The organism is Tsukamurella ocularis (assembly GCF_965138335.1).
Lineage (GTDB): Bacteria > Actinomycetota > Actinomycetes > Mycobacteriales > Mycobacteriaceae > Tsukamurella > Tsukamurella ocularis_A.
The window spans coordinates 40720-65834 of sequence record NZ_CBCSDV010000007.1; the positions used below are offsets into that span (position 1 = coordinate 40720).

Annotated in this window: 24 protein-coding genes and 1 tRNA gene; 13 read left to right on the forward strand and 12 right to left on the reverse strand. The window is 71.7% G+C overall.

What is annotated here, in order from left to right; all coding sequences use genetic code 11:
* The first annotated feature begins 194 nt into the window (after positions 1-194).
* The 7 genes from pgm (at position 195) to ACNAYW_RS08770 (ending at position 8458) form a co-directional block, all read left to right on the forward strand.
* Positions 195-1838, forward strand: a complete 1644-nt coding sequence (gene pgm / locus ACNAYW_RS08740; RefSeq protein WP_415849312.1) for a phosphoglucomutase (alpha-D-glucose-1,6-bisphosphate-dependent) — start codon at positions 195-197, stop codon at positions 1836-1838.
* 46 nt (positions 1839-1884) lie between these two features.
* Entirely contained in the window at positions 1885-2625 is a 741-nt protein-coding gene (locus ACNAYW_RS08745) for a DsbA family protein (RefSeq protein WP_415849313.1), read from the forward strand.
* Between the two features lie 87 nt (positions 2626-2712).
* Positions 2713-2785: transfer RNA gene (locus ACNAYW_RS08750), tRNA-Ala, on the forward strand.
* Positions 2786-3071: 286 nt separating this feature from the next.
* The gene (locus tag ACNAYW_RS08755) at positions 3072-4715 is read left to right on the forward strand and encodes a hypothetical protein (protein ID WP_415849314.1); all 1644 of its coding nucleotides are present in this window, start codon (positions 3072-3074) and stop codon (positions 4713-4715) included.
* Between the two features lie 298 nt (positions 4716-5013).
* Positions 5014-5577, forward strand: a complete 564-nt coding sequence (gene ahpC / locus ACNAYW_RS08760) for an alkyl hydroperoxide reductase subunit C (RefSeq protein ID WP_415849315.1) — start codon at positions 5014-5016, stop codon at positions 5575-5577.
* 122 nt (positions 5578-5699) lie between these two features.
* Entirely contained in the window at positions 5700-7277 is a 1578-nt protein-coding gene (ahpF, locus tag ACNAYW_RS08765; RefSeq protein ID WP_415849316.1) for an alkyl hydroperoxide reductase subunit F, read from the forward strand.
* A gap of 101 nt (positions 7278-7378) precedes the next feature.
* Positions 7379-8458: an LLM class flavin-dependent oxidoreductase gene (locus tag ACNAYW_RS08770; protein WP_415849317.1), complete on the forward strand. Its 1080-nt coding sequence runs from the start codon at positions 7379-7381 to the stop codon at positions 8456-8458.
* A 15-nt stretch (positions 8459-8473) separates the two neighbouring features.
* On the opposite strand, the gene ACNAYW_RS08775 is transcribed toward ACNAYW_RS08770, so the two are convergent.
* Complete coding sequence (locus tag ACNAYW_RS08775; RefSeq protein ID WP_415849318.1) at positions 8474-9502, reverse strand: tellurite resistance/C4-dicarboxylate transporter family protein; 1029 nt, start codon at positions 9500-9502, stop codon at positions 8474-8476.
* 50 nt (positions 9503-9552) lie between these two features.
* Between ACNAYW_RS08775 and ACNAYW_RS08780 the strand changes: the two genes are divergently transcribed.
* Positions 9553-9798 (forward strand): DUF2630 family protein, encoded by a 246-nt coding sequence (locus ACNAYW_RS08780; protein ID WP_415849319.1) that lies wholly within the window; start codon positions 9553-9555, stop codon positions 9796-9798.
* A gap of 12 nt (positions 9799-9810) precedes the next feature.
* On the opposite strand, the gene ACNAYW_RS08785 is transcribed toward ACNAYW_RS08780, so the two are convergent.
* Positions 9811-10323: a winged helix-turn-helix transcriptional regulator gene (locus ACNAYW_RS08785; RefSeq protein ID WP_415849320.1), complete on the reverse strand. Its 513-nt coding sequence runs from the start codon at positions 10321-10323 to the stop codon at positions 9811-9813.
* A 62-nt stretch (positions 10324-10385) separates the two neighbouring features.
* Here ACNAYW_RS08785 and ACNAYW_RS08790 point away from each other — a divergent pair, with 62 nt between their 5' ends.
* The gene (locus ACNAYW_RS08790) at positions 10386-11798 is read left to right on the forward strand and encodes an MFS transporter (RefSeq protein WP_415849321.1); all 1413 of its coding nucleotides are present in this window, start codon (positions 10386-10388) and stop codon (positions 11796-11798) included.
* A gap of 68 nt (positions 11799-11866) precedes the next feature.
* Here the strand turns inward: ACNAYW_RS08790 and ACNAYW_RS08795 are convergent, their stop codons facing one another.
* From ACNAYW_RS08795 to ACNAYW_RS08810, 4 genes are all read right to left on the reverse strand, one after another.
* Entirely contained in the window at positions 11867-14080 is a 2214-nt protein-coding gene (locus ACNAYW_RS08795) for a sigma factor-like helix-turn-helix DNA-binding protein (protein ID WP_415849322.1), read from the reverse strand.
* Between the two features lie 112 nt (positions 14081-14192).
* Positions 14193-14657, reverse strand: coding sequence for an NUDIX domain-containing protein (locus tag ACNAYW_RS08800; RefSeq protein ID WP_415849323.1), 465 nt, complete (start codon positions 14655-14657; stop codon positions 14193-14195).
* 20 nt (positions 14658-14677) lie between these two features.
* Positions 14678-15121 carry a DUF1622 domain-containing protein gene (locus tag ACNAYW_RS08805; protein WP_415849324.1) on the reverse strand — a complete coding sequence of 148 codons (444 nt, stop codon included), beginning with the start codon at positions 15119-15121 and terminating at the stop codon, positions 14678-14680.
* A gap of 63 nt (positions 15122-15184) precedes the next feature.
* Entirely contained in the window at positions 15185-16462 is a 1278-nt protein-coding gene (locus ACNAYW_RS08810) for an MFS transporter (RefSeq protein WP_415849325.1), read from the reverse strand.
* 252 nt (positions 16463-16714) lie between these two features.
* Between ACNAYW_RS08810 and ACNAYW_RS08815 the strand changes: the two genes are divergently transcribed.
* A complete protein-coding gene (locus ACNAYW_RS08815) occupies positions 16715-17851 on the forward strand; it encodes a CopD family protein (protein ID WP_415849326.1) in 1137 nt (378 codons plus the stop codon).
* Here ACNAYW_RS08815 and ACNAYW_RS08820 read toward each other — a convergent pair.
* Genes ACNAYW_RS08820 through ACNAYW_RS08840 form a run of 5 tightly spaced genes read right to left on the reverse strand, consistent with a single transcriptional unit; the run spans position 17848 to position 20251 of the window.
* Positions 17848-18534, reverse strand: a complete 687-nt coding sequence (locus tag ACNAYW_RS08820; protein WP_415849327.1) for a GNAT family N-acetyltransferase — start codon at positions 18532-18534, stop codon at positions 17848-17850. The two genes, ACNAYW_RS08815 and ACNAYW_RS08820, sit on opposite strands and share 4 nt — an antisense overlap.
* A gap of 27 nt (positions 18535-18561) precedes the next feature.
* Entirely contained in the window at positions 18562-18954 is a 393-nt protein-coding gene (locus ACNAYW_RS08825; protein ID WP_415849328.1) for an SRPBCC family protein, read from the reverse strand.
* Entirely contained in the window at positions 18955-19278 is a 324-nt protein-coding gene (locus ACNAYW_RS08830; protein WP_415849329.1) for an ArsR/SmtB family transcription factor, read from the reverse strand.
* Positions 19279-19336: 58 nt separating this feature from the next.
* Positions 19337-19780: a VOC family protein gene (locus ACNAYW_RS08835; RefSeq protein ID WP_415849427.1), complete on the reverse strand. Its 444-nt coding sequence runs from the start codon at positions 19778-19780 to the stop codon at positions 19337-19339.
* Between the two features lie 12 nt (positions 19781-19792).
* Complete coding sequence (locus tag ACNAYW_RS08840; protein ID WP_415849330.1) at positions 19793-20251, reverse strand: helix-turn-helix domain-containing protein; 459 nt, start codon at positions 20249-20251, stop codon at positions 19793-19795.
* Positions 20252-20328: 77 nt separating this feature from the next.
* On the opposite strand from ACNAYW_RS08840, the gene ACNAYW_RS08845 reads away from it, so the two are divergent.
* The 3 genes from ACNAYW_RS08845 (at position 20329) to ACNAYW_RS08855 (ending at position 24148) form a co-directional block, all read left to right on the forward strand.
* Positions 20329-21357: a hypothetical protein gene (locus tag ACNAYW_RS08845; RefSeq protein WP_415849331.1), complete on the forward strand. Its 1029-nt coding sequence runs from the start codon at positions 20329-20331 to the stop codon at positions 21355-21357.
* A gap of 139 nt (positions 21358-21496) precedes the next feature.
* A complete protein-coding gene (locus tag ACNAYW_RS08850; RefSeq protein ID WP_415849332.1) occupies positions 21497-22801 on the forward strand; it encodes a UDP-glucose dehydrogenase family protein in 1305 nt (434 codons plus the stop codon).
* A 48-nt stretch (positions 22802-22849) separates the two neighbouring features.
* The gene (locus tag ACNAYW_RS08855; protein WP_415849333.1) at positions 22850-24148 is read left to right on the forward strand and encodes an esterase/lipase family protein; all 1299 of its coding nucleotides are present in this window, start codon (positions 22850-22852) and stop codon (positions 24146-24148) included.
* On the opposite strand, the gene ACNAYW_RS08860 is transcribed toward ACNAYW_RS08855, so the two are convergent.
* Positions 24112-25029, reverse strand: a complete 918-nt coding sequence (locus ACNAYW_RS08860; protein ID WP_415849334.1) for a TauD/TfdA dioxygenase family protein — start codon at positions 25027-25029, stop codon at positions 24112-24114. The two genes, ACNAYW_RS08855 and ACNAYW_RS08860, sit on opposite strands and share 37 nt — an antisense overlap.
* Positions 25030-25115 lie beyond the last annotated feature (86 nt).

Sequence of the window (25115 nt, forward strand, 5' to 3'; positions counted from 1 at the left end):
ACGGTGGACCGTCGCGACGCCGCGGACCGGTCATCGCACCACCGCCGCGTCGCGGCCGTCGCACCACCGTGACGGCGCGGCATCGGCCCGCTGCGCCGGTTTATCCCGCGCGGAGCCCGTCCCGGCGATACGTTGGACGACAGCGGCCGCGTGATCCGCGGGCGTACTTCCTGCATTGGTGAGGTGGACTGAAGATGGCTCATGCGCGTGCCGGCCGGCCGGCTCTTCCCGAGGACCTGATCGACGTCGAAGCCGTTCGTGCTGCGTACTATTCGGTCGCGCCGGATCCCGGCGATCCGGATCAGCGGGTGGCCTTCGGTACGTCGGGTCACCGCGGCACATCCCTGAACGGCAGCTTCAACGAGAACCACATCGCGGCCACCACGCAGGCCATCGTCGAGTACCGGGCGTCCGAGGGCGTTCGCGGGCCGCTCTACCTCGCGAAGGACACGCACCTGCTCTCCGGTCCCGCGTGGGAGACCGCCGTCGAGGTGCTCGCGGCGAACGGCGTGGACACCCTCATCGACCACGACGACCGATTCACGCCGACGCCGGCGCTGAGCCACGCGATCCTCACGTTCAACCGTAGGCACGGGGGCGGCGTCGAGGCGGACGGCATCGTCGTCACCCCGTCGCACAACCCGCCCGCCGACGGCGGCTTCAAGTACAACCCGCCCAGCGGCGGCCCCGCCGACACCGATGCGACGTCGGCGATCGCGGCCCGTGCCAACGAGATCCTCGAGGGCGGCCTGCGCGACGTGCGGCGCATCCCGCTCGCGCAGGCGCTGGCGTCCGACGCGATCCAGCGCTTCGACTTCCTCGACTCGTACGTGGGCGACCTGCCCTCGGTACTGCACCTCGACCGGATCCGCGACGCCGGCATCCGGATCGGCGCGGACCCGCTCGGCGGCGCGGCCGTCGGCTACTGGGGCGCGATCGGCGACCGGTACAACCTCGATCTCACCGTGGTCAACCCGACGGTCGACCCGCAGTTCGCCTTCATGACGCTCGACACCGACGGCAAGATCCGGATGGACTGCAGCTCCCCGAACGCGATGGCCTCGCTCATCGCCAACAAGGACCAGTACGACATCGCGACGGGCAACGACGCCGACTCCGACCGGCACGGCATCGTCACCCCCGACGGCGGCCTGATGAACCCGAACCACTACCTCGCCGTCGCCATCGACTACCTCTTCGCCTCGCGCGGCGGGTGGCGCGACGACGCCGCGGTCGGCAAGACGCTCGTCAGCTCGTCGATGATCGACCGCGTGGTCGCCGAGCAGCGCCGCACCCTCCTCGAGGTGCCCGTCGGCTTCAAGTGGTTCGTCCCGGGCCTGCTCGACGGGAGCGTCGGCTTCGGCGGCGAGGAGTCCGCCGGCGCCTCCTTCCTGCGCCACGACGGGTCCGTGTGGACCACGGACAAGGACGGCATCATCCTGGCGCTGCTCGCCTCCGAGATCCTCGCGGTGACCGGCAAGAGCCCGTCGCAGCACTTCGCGGTGCTGGGGGAGCAGTACGGCGTGCCCGCGTACGCGCGCACCGATGCGCCCGCCGGCCGCGAGCAGAAGGCGGTGCTGGCGAAGCTCTCGCCCGAGCAGGTCACCGCGGGCGAGCTGGCGGGGGAGCCGATCACCGCCAAGCTCACCCGCGCGCCCGGTAACGGCGCGCCCATCGGCGGCCTCAAGGTGACCACCGAGAGCGCGTGGTTCGCGGCCAGGCCGTCGGGCACGGAGGACGTCTACAAGATCTACGCCGAGTCGTTCCGCGGCGCGGAGCACCTCGCGCAGGTGCAGGCCGAGGCGAAGGCCCTCGTCGACGGAGTTCTCGGGTCCTGACCCCGCCTGACCTGCGCAGTCGTGGGCGGCCGCTATTGTGGTCGGCGTGAGCAAGGGTAAGAACGCCAAGTACGTTCCCGTGAAGCAGTCCAACACCATGACCTACGTGCTGGGCGGCATCGCCGTCCTCGTGGTGATCGTGGTGGTCATCGGTGGCGTCCTGCTGCTGAGCAAGAAGGAGGGGACGCCGGCCGATAAGGCGCAGGCCGCCATCGACAAGGCCACCCCCGCCTTCGTGCTCGGCAAGGCCGACGCCCCCACGAAGCTGACCTTCTTCGAGGATCCGTACTGCCCGGCCTGCGGCAACATGGAGCGGCAGTACGGCGAGCAGATCACCAAGAGCATCGAGGACGGCAAGCTGCAGGTGACGTTCTTCATGCTCTCCTTCCTGAACCGCCAGAGCCCGTCGGGCGACTACTCCGACCGCGCCGCCGCCGGTCTGCTGGCCATCGCGAAGTCCTCGCTGCCCGACGACCAGAAGCAGAAGGCCTGGCTGGGCGCCCACACGGCGATGTACGCGAACCAGCCCGAGGAGGGCAAGGGCGACAAGACCAACGCCGAGATCGCCACCGTCCTCGACGAGGGCTCCAAGGCCAAGGGCGTCGAGCTGCCCGCCGACGTCGTCGCCGCCATCTCCGAGGGCAAGTACACCGTCGAGTCCGCGCAGAACGCCGGCACCGGCAGCCAGCTGATGCAGGAGATCGGTAGCACCGGCACGCCGACCGTCGTCCACAACGGCGAGAAGATCACCGTGCAGGGCGACTGGCTGACGCCGCTCCTCAAGTAAACCGGCACTGACCAGCCGATTTGGTGCACGAGAGCTGCCTCCTGTAATGTTCTCCGGGCGGGAAACCGCAGGTGAACAACGCAATACGGGGCTATGGCGCAGCTGGTAGCGCACCACACTGGCAGTGTGGGGGTCAGGGGTTCGAGTCCCCTTAGCTCCACAAAAGAAACCCTTCGACTTTGGTCGGAGGGTTTCTTCGTTTCAGGCCAGGTGGCCGTGTCGCTGCCCTCTGCAAAGATCCTGTGTAGCAGGCCGGCGCCGCGCGACGATACCCCGGTATGGCAGCCGCACGAGGACTCCGCATTCGGTGGGCGGCGATCGCGGTCGCCGGTATGTTGATCGCCGTCGCTCTTCTGAGCGGGTGCTCCGGCTCGGAAGGTGCCGAGCGAGGCGAGGTAGGTGATTGGACCCGGCCGCCTGGCTCGGAAGGTGCCGAGCGAGGCGAGGTGGGTGATTGGACCCGGCCGCCGGCCGAGCTGTTCATGGCGGTCGGGCGACTGGTAGCGGCGACCGACTCGCGGTGGATGTTCGCGACACTCGAGGGCGAGCGGTACCGGTACTCCATGAAGGACTCGTCTGGGCGCACCGTCGGCGAGGACTTCCTCGCTGAACAAGACGCGTGCGCGCGCACGCGCTCGGGCATCCTGGGCTGCCAGATCGGCGACACCTTCGACATCGTCGACTTCGCAACCGCGACGCACGTGCGACGCGCCATGGGGCTGGCATCCGGCCAGTACCGCGGCCCGATCCCGCTGGCGGACGGCTGGGTCGTCGGCGGAGGCGAGGACTTCCGGGTCCTCTCGGACTCCGGGCACGAGAGGTGGCGCGTCCCTCACGGGGAGATCGCTGTCGGCCAGCGATCGAGTTTCGGTTCCACTGCACTGGCGATCGTCGTGACGACTGAACCGGGTGCCGATAAGCGGCGCGTCCGCGACGCCGCCACCGGCGCCGTCGTGGCCGAATGCAGCTGCGTGGTGACGATGAACGAGCGCGGATTCGCCACCGAGTTCGATCTCGGTTTCGGCAGCGAGGCGCCCGCGCGTCCTGCGACCGTGTACGCACTCGATGGGCGGTCGCCTGTGACGCTCGCGCCGGGGGAACTCCCGATTCCCGGCGGTTCCGAAGCGCTGATCGCGACTCCGACGGGGAAGGCCGGCGTCGAGCCCACTTTCTACCGTGTGCGTACTGCCGCGGGCCGCGACGTCTGGCAGGGAACATCGTCGAACGGCCCGCCGCGAGCGTGTCGGGACTGGCTGCTCGCACCCGACGGAGTGGTCTCGATCAAGGACGGCGCTCGCTCCCGGCGCGCGATGGCGACCGGCGCGGGGTACAACTGCCTCGGCGCGGGGCAGAACTGGATCGCGATGCCCGACGAGGTGATCGTGCCCGACGGTGTCGGCTGGCGGCCGAATGTCGGAAGCCTGCGCCTCGTCGACGGTCTGTTGGCCAACGTCATCCGCGAAACGGAGCCGGCGGCCAGAGTCGTCGTGTACTCGCCGACCGGGCCGGCGCCCACGCCGTTACCCGAATCGGCCGACACGCCTGTCTTCTCGGTGGCGCTGCCATTCACCTTCCCTCCCGGACCCGCGACCATCGACCGGACCACGGTCACCAGCGTCGCGTACGACCCGGCGAAAGGGCGCTGGTCCGTCGGCGGCGAAGGCATCACACTCGCTGGGAAGGCGGTTGCTCGCCATCCTGCCCGGGAAAGATTCGTCGTCTCCGACCACGGTGACGTGACGGGCACTCTGCCGCCGTCGGACGGCGCCCGGCCCTGCGGGCCGTACTCGGTCGCACTCGCCGACGACATCTCGAGGGTCGTGATCCGGCGTGACGACGGCGGACAGGTCGGCATCGGTGCCCAGCCCGACCCCGGTCACGTCGTCGCTGCCGGCGCGCAATGCGTCGGATACTCCGCGGACCATCTGGCGCTGGCCCTGCAGGTGCCGGGCACCGGGATCACCCTGCTGCCCCTGCACGACGGGGCTCGCGCGCTCCGCCTCCCGAACGCCACCGGATTCGCCTCGGGGAGGCCGTTCGCGACGACGTACAACGAGCCGACGCTCACCGTCTTCCCTGCGGTTCGCTGACCTCTCGATCTCCGGTTCTGCGCCGGTTCGGTCGCTTCGGGCGCGCCCGGTGCGCACGCTACCCGAAACGCTGTGAGACCAGCTGAGACGCCAGCGGGAGCGGGTAGTAGAGGTGTCGACCGGTGATGCCCGTGATGAGAATCACTTCCATGTGATTGCCTCCACGCAGGCTCTCTACCTGCATTGATAGGTGTTCATGATGGATGAAACAGGGTGCATTGACTTGTCTGATAAATCGCTCGGACATAGCCTCGGTGCAGAACCCAACAGGTACTCGAACGAAACGAGGAGCGCACACGTGTCGCTGATCAACAAGCAGATCAAGCCCTTCACCGCTGAGGCATTCAAGGACGGCAACTTCGTCACCGTCTCCGACCAGGACATCGCCGGCAAGTGGGCCGTCTTCTACTTCTACCCGGCCGATTTCACGTTCGTCTGCCCCACTGAGCTCGGCGATCTCGCCGACCACTACGAGGAGCTGCAGGCCCTCGGCGTCGAGGTCTTCTCGGTCTCGACCGACACGCACTTCACCCACAAGGCGTGGCACGCCTCGTCGGACACCATCGCCAAGATCAAGTACGCGATGATCGGTGACCCGAGCCTGCAGATCAGCACCGACTTCGAGGTGCTCCGTGAGGGCCAGGGCCTGGCCGACCGCGGCACCTTCCTGGTGGATCCCGACGGCGTCGTCCAGTTCACCGAGGTCACCGCCGAGGGCATCGGCCGCAACGCCGCCGAGCTGGTCCGCAAGGTCAAGGCCGCGCAGTACGTGCGCTCGCACCCGGGCGAGGTCTGCCCCGCCAAGTGGGAAGAGGGCGCTGACACCCTCGCTCCGTCCCTGGAGCTCGTCGGCAAGATCTAGTCGCTGGGCCGGGACACCCACCGGACCTCGACATCGGCACGCCCGCGGGGCGGGCTCACCTCCCGCCCCGCGGCCCGGCCGCCACCTCACTCGCATCTGAAGAACAAGAGGATCGGATCACCATGCTCGAAGCCGCGCTCGCCACTCAACTCAAGGGCCTGCTCACCAACGTCACGATGCCGGTCGAGCTCGTCTCGACGCTCGACGACGGTGCCAAGTCGGCCGAACTCGCGGAGCTGCTCGACGAGATCGCGGGCATGTCCGATCACATCCAGCACGACCGGACCGGCGACGACCCGCGGACCCCGTCGTTCCTGATCCGTCGCGCCGGCACCGACATCGCGGTGCAGTTCGCCGGAATCCCGCTGGGGCACGAGTTCTCGTCGCTGGTGCTCGCGCTCCTCCAGGTGGGCGGCCACCCGTCCAAGGAGGCCGCCGATCTGCTCGAGCAGGTGCGCGACCTCGAGGGCGACTACCACTTCGAGACCTACTTCTCGCTGTCCTGCCAGAACTGCCCCGACGTGGTGCAGGCCCTCAACCTGATGACGGTCCTCAACGCGCGGATCACCCACACCGCGATCGACGGTTCGCTGTTCCAGGACGAGGTCGACAGCCGCCAGGTGATGGCCGTGCCGACGGTGTTCGTCAACGGCGAGCTCTTCGACTCGGGCCGGATGAACCTCGAGCAGATCGTCGGCAAGCTCGACTCCGGCGCCGCCGAGCGCACCGCGGCGTCGCTCTCGGAGAAGGATCGGTTCGACGTGCTCGTCGTCGGCGGCGGCCCCTCGGGCGCGACCGCCTCGGTCTACGCGGCCCGCAAGGGGATCCGCACCGGCATCGTCGCGGAGCGGTTCGGCGGCCAGGTCCTCGACACGATGGCGATCGAGAACTTCACCTCGGTCTCGTACACCGAGGGCCCGAAGTTCGCGGCCGAGCTCGAGAACCAGGTGCGGCAGTACGACGTCGACATCATGAACTCCCAGCGCGGTGCGAGCCTGACCCGCGACGAGGAGACGGGCGTCATCTCGGTCGGGCTGGCGAGCGGCGCCGAACTGCAGTCGCGCACCGTCGTGATCTCCACCGGCGCCCGCTGGCGCTCGATGGACGTGCCCGGCGAGGCCGAGTACCGCAACAAGGGCGTCACCTACTGCCCCCACTGCGACGGCCCGCTGTTCAAGGGCAAGCGCGTCGCCGTGATCGGCGGCGGCAACTCGGGCGTCGAGGCCGCGATCGACCTCGCGGGCATCGTCTCCCACGTCACGCTCATCGAGTTCGACGCGGAGCTGCGCGCCGACCAGGTGCTGCAGCGCAAGCTGCGCAGCCTGCCCAACGTCGACGTGCTGGTCAGCGCGATGACCACCGAGGTCGTCGGCGACGGCGGCAAGGTCACCGGGCTGAACTACACGAGCCGCACCACCGACGAGTCGCACTCCCTCGGCCTGGACGGCGTCTTCGTCCAGATCGGCCTCCTCCCGAACACGGAGTGGCTCGAGGGCACCCTCGAGCTCAGCCCGCGCGGCGAGATCGTCGTCGACGAGGCCGGACGCACCTCGCTCCCGGGCGTCTTCGCGGCCGGCGACTGCACGACGGTTCCGTTCAAGCAGATCGTGGTCGCCGCCGGTTCCGGCGCGACCGCGGCGCTGAGCGCCTTCGACCACCTCATCCGCACGGACGTTCCGGCGGAGGTCGTGACCGCCTGATGACGAACGACCGGGGACCGCGACGGCGCTGAGGCCGTGGCGGTCCCCGGGACTTCGCGATTCCGGTGGTCGACGGTGCGCCGCTGTCCTACGGTCAGGGCGTGACCTTCACCGTCGTCGGGTCCCGTTCGGGCGCTGCACCGTTCGCCTTGTCCGTGTTGGACAACGCGCACACCGGGATGGGGTGCGCCGTCGCGGAGACCTACCGCGCGGTGATCGATCTCGCGCGCCTGGCGGAACGGCTCGGGTACCACCGGTTCTGGATGTCCGAGCACCACGCGATGCCGGCGGCCGCCACGCCGTCGCCGCAGCTGATGCTGGCGCGCCTCACCGGCGAGACGGAGCGGATCCGGCTCGGGGCCGGCGGGATCATGCTGCCGAACCACGCTCCGCTGGTGATCGCCGAGCAGTTCGCGATGCTCGACGCCCTCGCGCCGGGCCGGATCGACCTGGGGCTCGGGCGCGCGCCGGGAACGGACCCGGCGACCGCCGCCGCGCTCCGCCGACACCCCGCCGGCAACGACGAGTTCCCGCAGCTGACGGTGCAGCTCCTCGCCTTCCTGGCGGACCGCTTCCCGCCCGGGCACCCGTACCACGCCGTACACGCCGTGCCGGGGCCCTGGCAGGCCGTACAGAACCGGGTTCCGTTGGGGGACACCACGCCCGCGGTGTGGATCCTCGGCACGTCGACGTTCTCGGCGCAGCTCGCCGGCCGGCTGGGACGGCCCTACGCCTTCGCGCTCCAGTTCGGCGGCGCCGACCCGGCGGAGGCCTTCGGCGTCTACCGCGAGAACTTCCGGCCGTCGGCGGCGCTCGCGGAGCCCTACACCCTCGCGAGCGTGGGCGTGGTGGCCGACGACGACCCGGCCGAGGCGCGACGCCAGGCGCAGAGCGCGGCGGCGGCGATGCTCCGGATGATCCAGCGCGCGCCGTACACGTTGCCCCCGCCCGACGATGCCGCCGCCCACGACGCGTCCGCCGAGGAGCGCCGCACACTCGACGGGTACCTCGACCGGTTCCATCACGGCACCGCCGCCGATGTCGCGGGCCGCCTGGACGCGCTGCACTCGCGCACCGGCGTCGACGAGATCATGCTGGTCCCGATGGGGCCGTCCCGCGCGGGGCACCGGCGCACCGTCGAACTACTGGCGGAGCACTACGCGCTCGCGCCGCCCGGGTAGGCGACCCCGGCGCGGTCAGCGCGCCGGATCGCGGAGGACCAGTGCGACCGTTCCCAGCGCCACCGCCAGCCATGCAGCCGGCGCGATCCAGGCGTCGGCGTGCGCGATCGCCGCCATCCAGTCCAGGCCCGCGGCCCCGCCGAGGCGCAGCGTGGCCTGCCCGTACATCCCGATCGGGAAGACGATCGACCACAGTGCGAGCCGCAGGAAGCCGGCCTCGGGGGACCGGCGCCACTGCCACACCGTGAGCGCGGCGAGCAGCGGCACCAGCCAGGTGGCGAAGGCCCACAGGCAGACGCAGACGGCGAGGACGAACTCCGGGGCGAGGATCCGCTCGCCCGACGGCAGCGCGGCCAGCTCCGATCCCGCGAGGATCGAGATCGCGGCCGAGCCGAAGAACACCCAGTACGGGGCGACCTCCTCGCCCGGCCGCAGCGGCGAGAGCATCATCCGCGCCGCCACGACGGCCGCGACCAGGACGAGCTGCGCCATCCCGAGGCCCCACCACAGGGCGGCGACCGCGCCGAGACCGTATCCGGGCAACTGCGGCGCGAGCAGCCCCGCCACCACGGCGACGGACTGGGTGGACACGCCCCACAGGAACCACGTCCCGTCGGCACCCTGGAGCCGGTCGCCGTCCTGCGCCGCGGTGTTGTCCAACACCCGCTGTGCCGGTACGAGGTACCCCAGGACGAGCCACGCCGCCATCGCGGCGGCGCCGACCGCGACTGCGAGCGGGGCCGCCCCGCGCAGCGCCAGGTAGCCGGCGAGCACCGAGGTCCCGGCCGGCACCGTCAACGCCGTGAACCCGGCGGCGGCGATCTCGGCCCTGATCGCGGCGGCGCCCCGCACCCGGGCGATCCCGACCGCGGCGAGCACGACGTAGGCGAGCGCGGCGAGCACGAACAGCACGTCCCCGGGCACCGTCGCTCCCACGGAGTGCACCAGCGTCGCGACGATCCCCGTGGCCATCACGAAGGCGAACCGCCCCAGCGCGTGCCCGGGCGGCGGGTTCAGCAGGCGGTGCAGAGCGCGGGAAGGCATCCGTCGATTGTGGACCCCCGCGCTCCGCCGATCGGTGGCAGGATCGGGTCATGACGGATGACGCACTGCACACCCGGATCGACGCCCTCATCGCGGAGGAGCACGCGCTGCGGGACAAGCTCGGCGCGGGAGAGATCAGCGCGAGCGACGAGCACGCCCGGCTCCAGGCGCTCGAGACGCAGCTCGACCAGGCGTGGGACCTGCTCCGCCAGCGCCGCGCGCGGCGCGAGTTCGGCGAGGATCCGGACGCCGCCGCGACTCGGCCCGCGAACACCGTGGAGAACTACCGCAACTGACGCCGCGGCCCGTCAGGGGACCGGCGTCAGCATCCGGTGCCGGGAACGCAGCGCGACGGCGACCGGATCGTCGCGACGCCGCGGGTTCGGCCCCTCGCCCGGGCGGGTGTCGATGTCCCGCACCGTCGGGACGATGCCGCACCGCGGGCACAGGCCGGACTCCGCCAGGTCGGTCCCGCAGGTGGCGTGCGCGAAGATCCGCGCCGGGAAGTCGCCGTCCAGGTGTCGCTCGCCCCAGCGGACGAGGCTGAAGACGGTGGGCCACAGGTCCTCCCCGGCGGGCGTGAGCTCGTATTCGACGGTCCGCCCGACCTTGCGCCTGGTCGCCACCCCGGCGGCGACCAGGGTGTCGAGCCGCTCGGTGAGCACGCCGCGGGAGACGTCGAGGTGCTCGAGCAGGTCGCTGAAGTGCCGGACGCCGTAGAAGAGGTCGCGCAGGATGAGCAGCGTCCACCGTTCGCCGACCACCTCGAGGGCGCGCGCCAGGTAGCAGGGCTGCGCCTCGTATCCCGTCCCCAGAGCCATGCACACCAGCATAACCGGATCAAGTCTTGTGAACAGACCCGTGCTGCGCCATGATGAGTCTCATGACCAGACTGGAAACCGGGTACGAGCGGGTCCTCGCGACCGTCGCGGCGAGCACACTGCTGGCGATGCTCGCCTACGCCGGACCGCTCGGCAACGCGGTCACCCTCAACGGCGCGCTGCGCGCCGGCCCGGCGGCGGCCACGTGGATCCTGGCGTCGATGAGCGTCGGGCTCGCAGCCGCGCTGGTCACCGCGGGCGTCGTCGCCGATCGCATCGGCCACCGGCGGGTCTTCCTCGCCGGCGCCGCGGTGTTCGTCGCGGCGAGCCTCGCGTGCGCGGCGGTCGCCTCGGCGCCGCTGTTCGTGGCCGCCCGGATCCTCGCCGGCGTCGGCGCCGCGGGCATGATCGCCACTGGCCTGGGCCTGGTCGCCGCGGTGAGCGAACACGACGGCCACCGCTCGCGCACCGCGGTGTGGTGGAGCTCGTCGATGGGCGCGGGGATCGCGCTGGGGCCGGTCCTCACCGGTCTCCTCGACCTCGCGGGCGCGTGGCGCCTGTTCTACCTGTTGCTCGCGGCCGGCGGCGCGGCACTGTGGATCGCGGCGCGCCGGATCCCCGCGCGGCCGCCGCACAACCCGGACCGCCCGCCCGACGTCCTCGGTTTCGTCCTACTCACGGGCGCGCTCACGGGCGCGGTCGCGGCACTCGTCGAGGCCCGCGCCGGAGCGGGAGTACCCGCGGCCGTCCTCGGGGTACTCGCCGTGATGCTCGCCGTGGCCCTCGTCGCGAGCCAGCGCTACGGCCGTGCGCGCCTCGTCGATCCCGGGCTGTTCCGGCGCCCTCGATTCCTCGCGGCGACACTCGCCGCGTTCGGTACCGGCATCGGCGTGATCTCCGCGATGTCCGTCGCCGCCACGTTCGTGGTGCGCGGCCTGGGCCTGAGCACGCTGCAGGCGGGCGGCCTGCTCGCGCTGTGGGCCGGGACGAGCGCCGTGGCGGCGCTGGGCTTCTCGCGCCTCGCCGGGGTGCTGTCCGGCCGCACGCATCTCGTCGGCGGGCTGACGGGCGTCGCGCTGGGCCTGCTCCTCACCACCGGCCTGTCCGACGGTGCCTCCCCGTTCCACCTCGTCCCTGGCCTCGTGGTGGCGGGCGTCGCCTCCGGGCTGCTGAACACCGGCCTGGCACGCGAGGCGATCGCGAGCGTGCCCGCGGCGGACGCAGCGATGGGCAGCGGCGTCAACAACACCGCCCGCTACGTCGGCTCGGCGCTGGGCATCACGATCGCCGGGGTTCTCGCCGCGGGCACCGGGGCCGTCGCGGGGTGGAACCACATCGCTCTCGCCGCCGCCGCGGCCTCGCTCGCCTGCGCGCTGGGTGCCGGCGTCCTCAGCCTCCGCCCAGGTGCTCCCGCCGCCGCTCCGGGAACGCCGGCTGCGCCTGCACCGGCTTCTCCGCAGCGTCCGCGGGGCTGAACAGGCCTGCGCGGTCGATCTCCGCGAGCGCTCGGTCCGCGGCTCCGCCTTCCGCCCGAAGCGCGACGTCATGCGAGCGGGGCGGCACCGGTCTCCGGGTCGTCGTCGCTCGCGATGACACTGCGGCCGGCGAGGAGCAGCTCGGCGATGTCGTCGTCGCCGCGGCTGCGGTAGGCGCCGATGACGGTCGCGAGGGGCGAGTCCTCCGGCAGGCACACGGCGCGCGCGAACGACCGACGCGCGGCATCCCCGCGTAGGCGCCGGCTCGCGCCGATCAGGACCAGTGCGTCGCGAACCGGATCGCCCGACGCCGCATCGACCACCTCGACGGTGAAGAGCTGCTCATCGCCGAAGATGAGGAGGACTTCGGTCCCGGCGGAGACGTCGTACGCGAGCAGGTATCGCCGGATCGTGCCGAAGATCGGCTGATTTCCCGTCCAGTGGACGGTCTGCTCGTCGTAGTCCGAGGCGAGAGTCACCTTGTCGCCGTGGGTCATTCCCAGGATTCCGGCGATCGCGATCGGTGCGATGAACCCGCTGCCCCGCAGGTGCTCGGTGGTCACCCGGACGCGCAGCGCCCAGGCGTCGCCGTGCCGATACAGCCGAGCGGTGTGTTCCGGAGCCTTGCGGGGTTGTCGTCCGCCGGTCGAACCACGGACGATTCCGCCCCGCAGTTCGTACGGTGGATTCGATGCGTACGCCAGCACGCTGGCCGCGGAGACGGAGAAGCGGCCGGTGATCGCCTGGACGAGATCGTCGAGGGGAATGGCGCCGCCGGCCTCGGCGAGTTCTTTGCCGATGGCGGCCTTGATCCCCGCGTACCCCTCGAGACCCCATTCCGCGAGCGCCCACCGGTCGCGGTCGACTCGGGCGAACCGATCGTCCGTGCTGAGAGCGTTCGCGAGACTGCGCGCGCTCCGTTCGTGGACGAAGCGGTCCACGATCTGCTGCGCACCCAGAGGTGCTCCCTCGATCGACAACACCGCGGCCGCGTAGTCGCCGACGGACGAGATCCGGGTGACCACGTGATCGCCGTCGACGACGTACCCGCAGCGCTCCAGCCATGATCGCGTCGTCCGCTCGGGCGCCGGATCAGGGCCGAACGAGACATCGTCGATCCGGACCACGCCGTGCTGGTCCGCGGCGGCGTCGAGGAGCTGCCGCGTCCGGTTCTCCGCCTCGGCGATGCTCGGCGCCGCACACCAGCCGTCGACGATCTCGTAGCTCTCATCGAGGCGATCCAGCAACCGCCACGCCGGTTGTCCGACGGCCGAGACGGTGCCGGCGAGGGCCGGCATCACCGCGATGACCTCCTCCAGCGGGCGGAGAGCACCGATGATCCTCCGGATCCCTGCGGTCGCGTGCGAGAGGGGGCCGCCTTCCGAGACGGCGTCCGACAGCGTGGCGCGCGCCTTGTTGTCGAGCTGCCGGACGCGCTCCCTGGTCACCCCGTGGGCCTGCCCGAGCTCCTCCAGGGTGGCAGGCTCGTCGGCGAACAGGCGGAGCCGCAGAATATCGATGGTGCGCGGGTCGAATCCGGCGAGCAGTTCGTCGAGCAGGCTCGCGAGCGTGCTCGCCGGTACATCCGTATCCCGTAGGTCCGCGGCCGTGAGGCCGCGGAGGTACTCGCGCGCTTCGCGGACCTCGGCCGGCTCGCCCGGAAGCGCCCCGTCGCCGAGGAGGAGGTCGTCCGGCCGCCCGACGGCGTCGAGCCACCGTCCGATGACGAGCAGTCGGTCGCCGATCTCGCGCCCGCGCGAACCTTCCGGTGCGCACACGTCCGTGGAGAGGGCGGCGGCGGTCTCCCGTTCCATCAGCGACGCCGGATCCGAATCCGCGGTCGTGGACGGCGATTCCGTGAGTTCGGGGTGGGTGCCCTGCGCGTTGACGTTGGCGAGCGCCTCGAGGATCGCGCTCACGGTGCCGACGCCGATCGCCCTCCACCCCATCATCGTGCCGCACGTCAGGGGGCGCAGCTGGCTCGTCGTCGTGTAGTCGAACCGGGCCAGAGCGCGAGCCGCCCGAGTCGGGAGCTCCAAGGCGGTGACGGGAACATCGAGCGGGAGGAGCGGGAACAACTCGACGACGGGCGTCCCGGGGACGTGCTCCATCGCGAGCGCGACGAGTTCGGCGAGGCGTGCCTGCCTCGCCGCGGTGCCGGCGTCATCGATGGGCCCCGCCCAATCGCCTCCTCCTGGGACGGAGGTCGTGAGCCAGGGAAAGGCGTCCGTCCACCGCACCACCGTCGAGTGGGCCGTGTCGTCAGTTGCGCAGGTGGACATTGATGCGAACCTCCCCGTTCGAGCGTGTCCGAATCTTTATAGCGGTCGCGACCGACAGTGCTCGGCGGCGCGTCCCGATGACGGCGCTGGAGCGTCATCGCAGCCGGCGCGGTCAGCGGCCGGCCAGGTGTTCCCGCAGCCGGTCGAGGAACGCCGACTGCGCCTTCACCAGCTTCTCCGCGGCCTCCGCGGGGGTGAACCAGCCGGCCCGGTCGATCTCCGGGAAGCTCTGCATCCGGCCCGATCCGCGCGGCCACTCCAGGTCGAAGGTGTTGGAGCGGATCGACGTGGCGTCGAAATCGCCCTCCCGGGCGAACGCCGTCACCGTCTTCCCTCCGGACTGCCGGACGGAGCCCAGCGGCACCGTCGGGCCGGACGGGGCGGGGGAGCCGAGTTCCTCCGCGAACTCGCGCTCCGCGGCGGCCAGTGGCTGCTCGTCGGTGTAGAGCCCCTTGGGGATCGACCACGCGTGCGCGGCCTTGCGGCTCCAGAACGGACCGCCCATGTGCCCGAGCAGCACCTCGAACCCTCCGGGGGTGCGGCGGTAGAGCAGCAGCCCGGCACTGGTCGTGGTCATGCCCGGCAGCGTAGCGCGACCTACCCGGGGCCGGACCCCGTCGCCGCGGTGCCGGAATCGCCCGGGGCGGGGTCGGTCGTGGCCTTCCGAGCGGCCCGCGCCAGGACCTCGGGTCCGGTGACCATCGCCCGCCGCCACGGCGCCACGCCGTCGATCTCCACCTGGAGGGAGAAGCTCAGGACGGTCCGGATGAGCACGATGAGGCCGAGGACGGCCGCGTCGGTCAGCGTGGGGTCGGAGGTGACGGTCTGCACCAGGTCCGCCGCGACGAGGATCTCCAGGCCGAGGAGGATGACGCCGCTGAACGTCTCGCGCAGGGTCTTGATGCCGGCGGTCCAGTCCCCGGATCGCCGCCACGCACGGACGGCGAGGACGACGGCGACGACGAAGCCGACGGACAGCGCACCGACGCCGATGATCTCGAAACCGACACCGACGATCTCGAAGAAGTGCTTGGTGTCCACGTGTTCATGATCCCACAACGGCCCCGCTCAGGCGCCGGATGCGCGGGGCGGGGCGGGATGGATCTAGCGCGTGGCGGCGGGCGCGGCGCCTGCGCTCCGCTGCCGCGAGAGCATCATGTTGGCGATGCCGGCGCCGAGCACGACGAGCGCCGCCGCCAGCGGTGCGCACTGCGCGACCGCGGTGCCGAACCGTTCCGCGAGGGCGCCGTTGACCGCCGAGGCCAGCGACTGGCCCAGGATCAGGCTGCTGCCGAGGATCGTCATGACGGTGGCCGAGCGGCCGAGCGGGCTGCGCTCGGCGCCGAGACTGAACTCGGTCACCAGGGTCGGGCCCACGCCGATGCCCGCGATCGCGAGGCCGGCCACCAGCAGCGGCAGCGACGGGGCGGCGGCGATGAGCGCGGCACCGAACACCAGCACCGTCGCGAAGCTCACCCATCGGGCGGCGATGCTGAACCGGGCGGGAAGCAGCGCGGAGCCGAGGGCGAGCGCGGCGGAGCCGACGCCCATGACGCCGTAGTACAGCCCGGCGGATTCGGCGTTGCCCGCATCGCGCATGAAGGCCGTGAGGCCGGTGAGCGTGGAGCCGAAGAACAGGCCCATCCCGAAGACGCCCGCGATCACCGTGAACAACAGGGGATTCGCCAGCTCCCGCGCCGGCGCCTGCACGACGGCGCCACCGGCGTGCTGTTCCGGAGCGCGGCCACTGGGATGCAGGGCGAAGGCCGAGACGAAGAGCACCGTCAGCACCGCCGCGCCGATCATCGGGGCGGCGGGCGACATCGTGGTCGCGAGCAGCCCGACGATGACGGGACCGAAGACGAAGATCACCTCGTCCGCGGCCGACTCGTACGCCATCACCGACAGCAGCGTGCGCACCCGACGGCCCTCGGGGAGCTTCGTGGTGATCATCGCGACCAGCCGGCTGCGTGACATCGGGCCGACCTGCGGGGCGCTCGCGCCCACCAGCGCCGCCGAGGCGAGGACCGCCCAGCCGGGGAGGGGGCTGAAGACGACCCACGTCATCAGCAGCAGCGCAAGGCTGTTCGCGATCCCGGCGGCGAGCACGGTGCGGCGCTGGCCGAACCGGTCGGCCGCCGCACCGACGAGCGGGCCGACGAGGGCGGAGCCGATACCGACCATCGCGGAGCTCAGGCCGCCGAAGGCGAGCGAGTCCCGACCGGCGACCACCAGGGTGAGCACGCCGACGACCATCATCGCGAACGGGAGCCGCGCGACGAACGCGACGGGGAAGTAGCTGCGCCCCGCGACCGACAGCAGAGTCGGTGCGGGGGAGGCGGATTCCCTGGAGGGCGTCTCGTGGGGCATGGTGGCGGTCACCGTCGTCGGGCCTTTCCGCGGCGCGCGGCCGCCATCGTTTCGACGTGCCGCCTTGGGTGCCCGGAGGCCGTGCCAGGTAGATACACGGAGCTGGTGCCGCGGCGTCGCGCGGCCGAATCATCCTATCAATTCTCGGACGCGCACGCTCGCGCAGACGAACCGGACACCTTGTCGAGACTAATAAAACCCCTGGTAAAGAGGGGTTTTGTCCGATTGGTCACACCGCGTAAGTAAGGCTAGTCTCACTCGACTATGACGAGCCTAACCTTGCATGTCGCGGCGGCCGCGCCGGCCGCCCCTCCGCTGTGGCGCATCGTGACCCAGGTGGGGTACTTCGGCGCGCTGTCGCTCACCGGAGGGCTGTTCCTCGCCCTGGCCTTCCTGCTCCCGGCCGCGGCGCGGGGCGGCGCCGCCGAGCGCGCCCTGCGCGGCCTCGTGCCCTATCTCGCGGCGTTCACGGCGATCGCCGCGTACGCGCAGTACGCGGGACGCATCGCGCGGAGCAAGCTGGGCGTCTCCTTCGTCGAGTCGCTCTCGCCGGGCCGGTTCGGCGCGTACCTCGACCTGCCGAAGGAGAAGGGGGCGTGGATCTCCGCCGCCGCGATGGCGACGGTGCAGCTCGGCCTGTTCGCGGTCGCGGTCGTGCTCCTGTTCGCCGTGTGGCGGCTGCGCGGCCGGGCCATGGCGGTCGTCGCGGGCGTGGGCTTCGCGGTGGTCGCGCTCGCGGCCTCGGCGCCCAGTCTCACCACCGCGGTGGTGGGCATGGACGCGGCCGCGAACCGGGTGCTCAAGCTGGCACACATCCTCGCGTGCGTCGTCTGGCTCGGCGGCCTGTTCGTGCTCGCGGCCGCGGGCCTGCGGGCGCGGCGCTCCGGGGGCGCCGGCGCGGGCGCCTTCGAGCGCATGTGGGTGCGGTTCAGCGCCTGGGCGATGGGCGCGGTCATCGCGGTCGGCGTCAGCGGGCTGTGGCTGACGTGGGTGCACGTCGGGTCGTTCGCGCAGTTCGTCACCACGCCGTACGGGCGGTACCTGCTGGTCAAGCTGGTCCTGGTGGTGGCCATGGTCGCCGCGGGCGCCTACAACGTGCGCGTCCTCATCCCCGCGATCCGGCGGGCGCGCCTGGCGGGCGACGAGGCCACCGTCGTGCGGCTGGCCCTGCACCACTTCCCGAAGGTCGTCGCGGGCGAGGCCGTCGCGGGCATCGGCGTCCTGCTGATCGTGCCCTTCCTGTCCGGTTCCGCGCGCAAGCAGGCCGACGGTGCCGCCGCCGGCCCGTTCGACTGGGAGACCTTCGGCATCGGGGCGCTGCTCGTGTTGCTGCTGATCGCCGCGTGTTCGGCGGCCGTCCGGATCGGCGCGGACCGCCCCGCGGGCGCTCCCGCGGCCTAGTCCGATGGGACCCGGACCACCTCGAGCGGCACCGTGCCGGTGTGGTGGAAGCCCATGGCGTCGTAGAGCTTCTGCGCCGGGTTGTCGTCCGAGGTGTGCAGGAACGGGACGTCGCCGCGCTCGCGGATGCCGTGGGCGACGGCGCGGATCAGGCGGGACGCCAGCCCCCGTCCGCGCGCCTCGGGCGCGGTGCACACCGCGCTGATCTCGGTCCACCCCTGCGGGTGCATGCGCTCCCCGGCCATCGCGATGAGGGCACCGTCGGCGTCCCGGATTCCGAGGTACGTGCCCAGTTCGATGGTGCGGGGCAGGAAAGGTCCGGGTTTGGTCCGCTCGACCAGCGCCGTCATCTCCGGTACGTCGGCGGCGGTCAGTCGCACGGATTCCGGTTCCGGTGCGGTCTCCACCGCGCTGCCGTCGTACTGCACCAGGCCGATCGTCTCGACCACGCCCCATCCCTCGGGGAGCGGCGTCGCGCGGTCGCGCAGCAGGGCGATCCGATCCGCGCCGGTCAGGCGGGCGACGTCGGCGTAGTCCTCGTCGGTGAGCTCGCGCGGGTGCCCGTAGAAGACCGAGACGTCGGGGTGGTACCGCTGGATCCGGCCCGCGGACAGCCGGAACCGCGCGTGCGGGCCCGAGAGGGCGGCGTTGACGGGGTCGGCGAGGACGGTGCGGTCGGTCACGAGCCGATCATGGCAGACGCGCCGAGGTCAGAGCGCGGCGGCGGTCTCCGCCAGGCGCGGCAGCACCGCGTCGCGCCAGCCGGGGCCCATGCGCTCGAAAGCCGCGGCCATGCGCTTGTCCTCCAGGTCGAAACCGCTGTGCTCCAAGAAGACACGCGTACCGCGTCCTTCGGCGCGCAGCTCCCAGGCCAGGGTCCATTCGGGGGTGAAGGTGTAGACGAAGCGTTCGGGCGCGATCGATTCGAGGACCCGGCACGGCTGCGCGCCGAAGCCCGGCATGTCCAGCGTGAACTCGTGGCCGACCTCGGCGGCGACGTCGCCCTCGGCCCACCACCGGCGCAGCAGCTCCGGCTCGGTGAGGGCGCGCCACACGGCGGCCGGCGTGGCGGCGATGAACTGATCCAGCGTGATGACGGCCATTCACAACTCCTCTGCGACTGCGGCGAGCGCGGACAGGCGTGCGCGCCAGAACTTCTCGAACGGGTGCAACCACTCGCCGAGCTCCGCCAGCGGCTCGGCCGTGAGCCGGTAGATCCGGCGGCGGCCGTCGGGGGCGTCCGCGACCAGTCCCGCGTCGCGGAGCACCTTGAGGTGCTCCGCCACGGCGGGCCGGCTCAGTGTGAACCGCTCGCTCAGTTCGCCCGCCGCGAGCGGCCCGTCGGCGAGGATCCGGAGCAGTTCGCGGCGAACGGGATTGGCGAGCGCGAGGAAGACACGATCGGTGCTCTCCGGCTCAGTGGTCACGCCGTCGAGGATATGTCGGAGGATTCCGACGTGTCAACTTTATCCGACGCTTCTGTGCTCAGTCGAAGGAGACGCCCTCGAAGTCCTCCGGGGTGTATTCGCGGGCCTCCACGAGCACCATCCAGTTGCCCGAGTTGTCGCGCATCAGCGCCTCGACGCCGTACGGGCGCTCCTCGGGCGGCTGGATGAACTCGACGCCCTTGGCGGAGAGCGCCTCGTACGTCGCGCGACAGTCCTCGACCGCGAGGCCCAGGCCGGGCAGGCCGCCGTCCGCCTGGGCTCGCTGCATCGCGGCGATGAGGTCGTCCGAGAGCGGCTTCGACGGGGTGGTCAGGTGCACCTGCAGCTCCGGCTGCGCGGGGTGGCACACCGTGACCCAGCGGAAGTCGGGCCCCATGGTGATGTCGTCCTTCGGCTCGAAACCGAGGATCTCCGTGTAGAAGCGGAGGGATTCGTCGAGGTCCTGGACCCAGACGGATACGAGCGAGATGTTCTTGATGATCATGCGACGAGCCTAGGAGCCTCCCGGCGTCCGCGGCTTCTCCTCGCTTGCGGACTCCGCGCCGGGGACGTGCCGCTCCGCCAGTCCGGCCATGAAGACGTAGCAGCTCGGGATCCGTGGGGCGCCGTCGGACCACCGCGCACGGAACTCCGTGGGCGATTCGCCGACCAGGTCGCGGAACCGGCTGCTGAACGATCCGAGGCTCGCGAAGCCGACCGCGGTGCAGATCTCGGTGACCGTCAGGTTCGTGGCGCGGAGCAGGTCCTGGGCGCGCTCGATCCGCCGGCGCGACAGGTGTTCGGCGGGCGACACACCGTAGGTCGCGACGAACAGTCGCTGGAAGTGGTACTTGCTGATCCCCGAGATCGCTGCGAGCGCCGCGAGGTCCAGGGGCTCGGAGTAGTTGCGGTCCGCGTGATCCCGCGCGCGCCGCAGGTGGGGGAGGAGATCGTCGGACGCGCGGGAAGTCACCGGGGGTCGCCTCCGCCCTCGTTCAATGAGTGAATTCTCTGCAGATCCTCTCACCGCGCCCCCTACGATGGGCGGCTATGGACCTCAAGGGCATCGTCACCACACCGCTGCGCGTCGCGTTCTCGACCGCGGACGCCGCGATGTCGGCGATCGAGGGCGGCGTCGCCGTCACCCGATTCGCCGTGCAGAACGTCGACACGGAGGTGAGCAACGCCCTGCACGTCGAGGCGGGCATGTCCTCCGCCACCCCGATGCAGCTGCTGCAGCGCCTCGGCTCCCTGCTCGAACCCGACCGCCCCGTCGGGATCATCCTCTCCCGCGGCGGGCCGCTCGATCGCGTGCTCAAGCCCGGCGGCGTCGTCGACCGGCTCACCGAGCCCGGCGGCATGCTCGAGAAGCTCACCGCCCCCGGCGGCCTCCTGGATCAGGCCACCAAGGAGGACAGCCCCGTCACCCGGCTGACCACCGAGGGCGGCCCTCTGGACCGGCTCACCCGCCCCGGCGGCGTCGTCGACCAGATCACGGAGTCCGAGGGCGTGCTCGAGCGTCTCACCTCGGAGGGCGGTGTGATCGACAAGCTCACCGCGCCCGACGGCGTGCTCGAGAAGCTCATGTCCAAGGACGGCGTGCTGGACAAGCTCACCGAGAAGGGCGGGGTGCTCGACAAGCTGGCCGCGAAGGACGGGGTCCTCGACAAGCTCACCGGCCAGGACGGCCTCATCGACAAGCTCACCGAGCGGGGCGGCATCATCGACCGCGCGATCGCCGACGGCGGCATCGTCGATCAGCTGCTCGGCCAGGAGGGCGCGATCGAGCGCGCCATCGCCCCCGGCGGCACGCTCGATGCCGTCTCCCAGCTCCCCGACGTCGTGGCCGAGCTCAACGAGGCCGTCGCGCTGATGACCGCCGCCGTCAACCCGATGAGCGACCTGGTCAACCGCCTGCCCAAGCGCATCCTCAAGGGTCGCGAGGGCCGGGAACCCCGCCGCGGGTCCTCGTCGTACGACGGTGCCCCGTCGGCTCCGTCGGCCCCGTCAGCTCCGACCGCTCCCGCGCCCCGTCCCGCGGGGGCCGAGGCGGACGATCCCGCCGCTCCGCCCCAGTAACGCCGAGGCGAACCCGAGGCCACCCCGAGGAGAACGCGGGGGATCGCGGCGGGCGCGCTCGTGAATCTCCGCGTAACCCTTGCCCAACTCCGGCGCGCGGCCCTTTCGTGTCGCCCTGGCGCCGACCTACTTTCGGCGCATGAAGATCACAGTGCTGGGTACGGGGTACCTGGGAGCCACGCACGCGGCGTGCATGGCGGAGCTGGGCCACGAGGTGCTCGGCGTCGACGTCAACCTCAGCAAGATCGCCGCGCTGTCGGAGGGCAAGGTGCCCTTCCACGAGCCGGGGCTCCCTGCGGTGCTCAAGCGGAACATCGAGGCCGGCCGGCTGCGCTTCACGGACTCCTACGAGGAGGCCGGCGCGTTCGGCGACGTGCACTTCATCGCGGTCGGCACGCCGCAGCGTAAGGGCGAGTTCGCGGCCGATATGACCTACGTGAACTCCGTGGTCGATTCGCTCGTGCCGCACCTGCGTCGCGACGCGGTGATCCTGGGCAAGTCGACGGTCCCCGTCGGCACCACCGACCTGCTCCGGGCCCGCGCGGCCGAGCTCGTCCCGGCCGGCGTGCGCGTCGAGTTCGCCTGGAACCCCGAGTTCCTGCGCGAGGGGCACGCCGTCAAGGACACCCTCGAGCCCGACCGCCTCGTGCTCGGCGTCGAGCCCGGCGGCCGTGCCGAGGAGGTCGCCCGGGAGGTCTACGCGGGCATCCTGGCCCGGGACACCCCGTTCTTCGTCACCGACACCGCGACCGCGGAGCTCGTGAAGATCTCGGCGAACGCCTTCCTGGCCACGAAGATCTCCTTCATCAACGCGGTCGCGGAGGTCTGCGAGGCCGCGGGCGCCGACGTGGTCGCGCTCGCCGATGCGATCGGCGTGGATTCCCGCATCGGCCGGAAGTTCCTCGGCGCCGGTATCGGCTTCGGCGGCGGCTGCCTGCCCAAGGACATCCGCGCCTTCATGGCCCGCTCGGGCGAGCTGGGCGCCGGCCACATGCACGGCCTCCTCCGCGAGGTCGACGCGATCAACATGAGCCGCCGCACCCGCATGGTGGACCTGGCGCGGGAGGCCTGCGGCGGTTCGCTGCTCGGCGCCAAGGTGGCCGTGCTCGGCGCGGCCTTCAAGCCGGATTCCGACGACGTGCGCGACTCCCCGGCGCTCAACATCGCCGGCCAGATCCAGCTGCAGGGCGCGGCGGTCTCGGTGTACGACCCCGAGGCGATGGACAACTCGCGCCGCGTCTTCCCGACCCTGGACTACGCCACCACGGCGCTCGAGGCCTGCGAGGGCGCGGACGTGGTGCTGGTGCTCACCGAGTGGACGCAGTTCCGCGAGCTGGACCCGGCGGTGGTCGGCGCGGTCGTGCGGAACCCCGTGCTGCTCGACGGCCGCAACTGCATGCCGACCGCCGATTGGGTCGCCGCCGGCTGGGAGTGCCGCGCCTGACGTCACGCACCTGGACAGTTTGAGTGCACAGACGTACACTCAAATGTTGTGAACGCTGTCCAGGACCGTCGGCGCGCAGAGGTGCGCGCGCTCGCTGAGCTCGGATGCACCGAGGTCGCGGGCTCCGTGGACGGTATCCACGGCGTGCACCGGGCCATCTCCGACCGGGTGTTCCGGTACGTGCGATTCGGCGTCGGGCCGGCGGTCGCGCCCGTGCGGGCGCTGCACGACGGCATCACCGACGGGGTCTACGCGACCATCAGCACGGTGGCCCGGACCGTCGGGCGGGTCGCCGCCGTCGGCGCGGACTGGCCGGGGGAGCGGCCACCGTCGGAGACCGCGCGCGGGGCGGCGCTGATCGGCGCCGTGCTCGGCCTCATCGGCGACCATCTCGAGGAGCAGGGCTCACCGCTCGCCGCGGACCCGGTGACCGTCCGGATCGACGGCGCCGTCGTGCACCTGGGCGACGGGCCGGTCCCGCCGGGCCGGTTGGACCCGACGGAGGTCTTCGACGGTGCGACGGGGCGCGTCGTGGTGCTCCTGCACGGGCTCACCGAGACCGAACACGCCTGGGGCGTGGGCGGACTGGAGGCCGACGACTACGGCGTACGGCTCGCGGTCGATCTCGGTGCCACGCCGGTCTACGTGCGCTACAACAGCGGGCGACACATCAGCGATACGGGCCGCGACCTCGCGGGCCTGCTCGAGCGACTCGTGGACGCGTGGCCGGTGCCCGTCACGGACCTCGTGCTGCTCGGCCATTCGATGGGCGGCCTCGTCGCGCGCAGCGCGGCGCACCAGGCGCAGCAGCGGGGAATGGCCTGGCCGGCCGCGGTGTCGGCCACCGTCAGCCTGGGGACGCCGCACCTGGGCGCCCCGCTGGAACAGGCCGCGCACTACGGCAGCGCGGCACTGGCCGCGGTGCCGGAGACCGCGCCCTTCGGGCGGCTGCTGCGGCGCCGCAGCGCGGGGATCCGCGACCTGCGCGGCGGGTCGATCGTCGACGAGGACTGGCGCGGACGCGAGGCCGACGCGCTCGGTGCCGCCGCCGCGGCCGAGGTCCCGCTCCTGGGGGACGCGGAGCACTACTTCGTCGCCGCGACGTTCACCCGCGACGCGCGGCACCCGCTGGGACGCCTCCTCGGCGACGGCCTGGTGCTTCCCGGGAGCGCCGCGGGCACGGGGAAGGCGCGCCGGATCGGCTTCACCGACGACGCCGGACTGCACGTGGGCCGGGCCCACCACTTCACCCTGCTGCAGTCCGACGTCGTGTACGAGCAGGTGCGCGCCTGGCTCGATCAGCCGCGAGATCAGCCGCGCGCGCGGGCCGGCGTTACGGGGGAGTAGTCGGAGGCGTCGCCCTTGAGCGCCACGCCCTCCCGGCCGTCGACACCCACGGGCAGATCGCCGGCGAGCGTCACCCGGCGCAGGAGGCGCTTGTGGTCGCCGTAGTCGTTGATGCCGAAGTGCTGCGTCGAGCGGTTGTCCCAGATCGCCACGTCACCCGGCTGCCACGCCCAGCGGACGGTGTTGTCGGGGTTCTCGATCCGCCGCTGCAGCAGCGCGAGGATCGGCGCCGAGTCCTGCGTGCTCAGGCCCGCGAAGGACTTCACGAAGTGGCCCAGCAGCAGCGACCGCCGGCCGGTCTCCGGGTGCACGCGCACCACGGGGTGATCGGCCTCGAAGATGTTCCGGATGAACTCGCGGTGGTACTCGGCGCGCTGGTAGGTGGCGTTGTGGCCGGCGTAGTCGTAATCGTTGGTATGGATCGCGCGCAGGTTCTCCGCGAGCGCCTTGAGCGGCGCCGGCAGCCGGTCGTAAGCGCGGGTGGTCGACGCCCACGTCGTGTTCCCGCCGTGCGGCGGCAGCTCGACGGGCCGCAGGATCGACGCCTTGGGCACGCGATCGACGAAGGAGACGTCGGTGTGCCAGCTGTTCGCCGCGCCCTCGATCGGCAGCAGGTCCGAGTCCGAGCGGACCGTCGGGTGCGGAGTGGTCGGCACGCCCAGGCGCGCGGCGAAGGCGTGCTGGCCGGCGTCGTCGAGGTGGTGCTGCTCGCGGAAGAAGATCACCTCGTGCTCGGCGAGCAGATCGAGGATCCGCTCCGCGGTGGCGTCGTCGATGTCGCCGCCGAGCCGGACCCCGTGCACGATCGCGCCGATGTGTTCGCTGAGCTTGGTCACGGTGATCTCGGGCGAGACGGTGGTGGGATCGAGCGTTGCGGTCATGGCTGCCTCCGGGGTCCGTTGCGAGCGTCGTAGTGCATCCAGCTCACCCGATCCGGGGCGACGGGGCCAGGGTTGCGTTCAGCGCG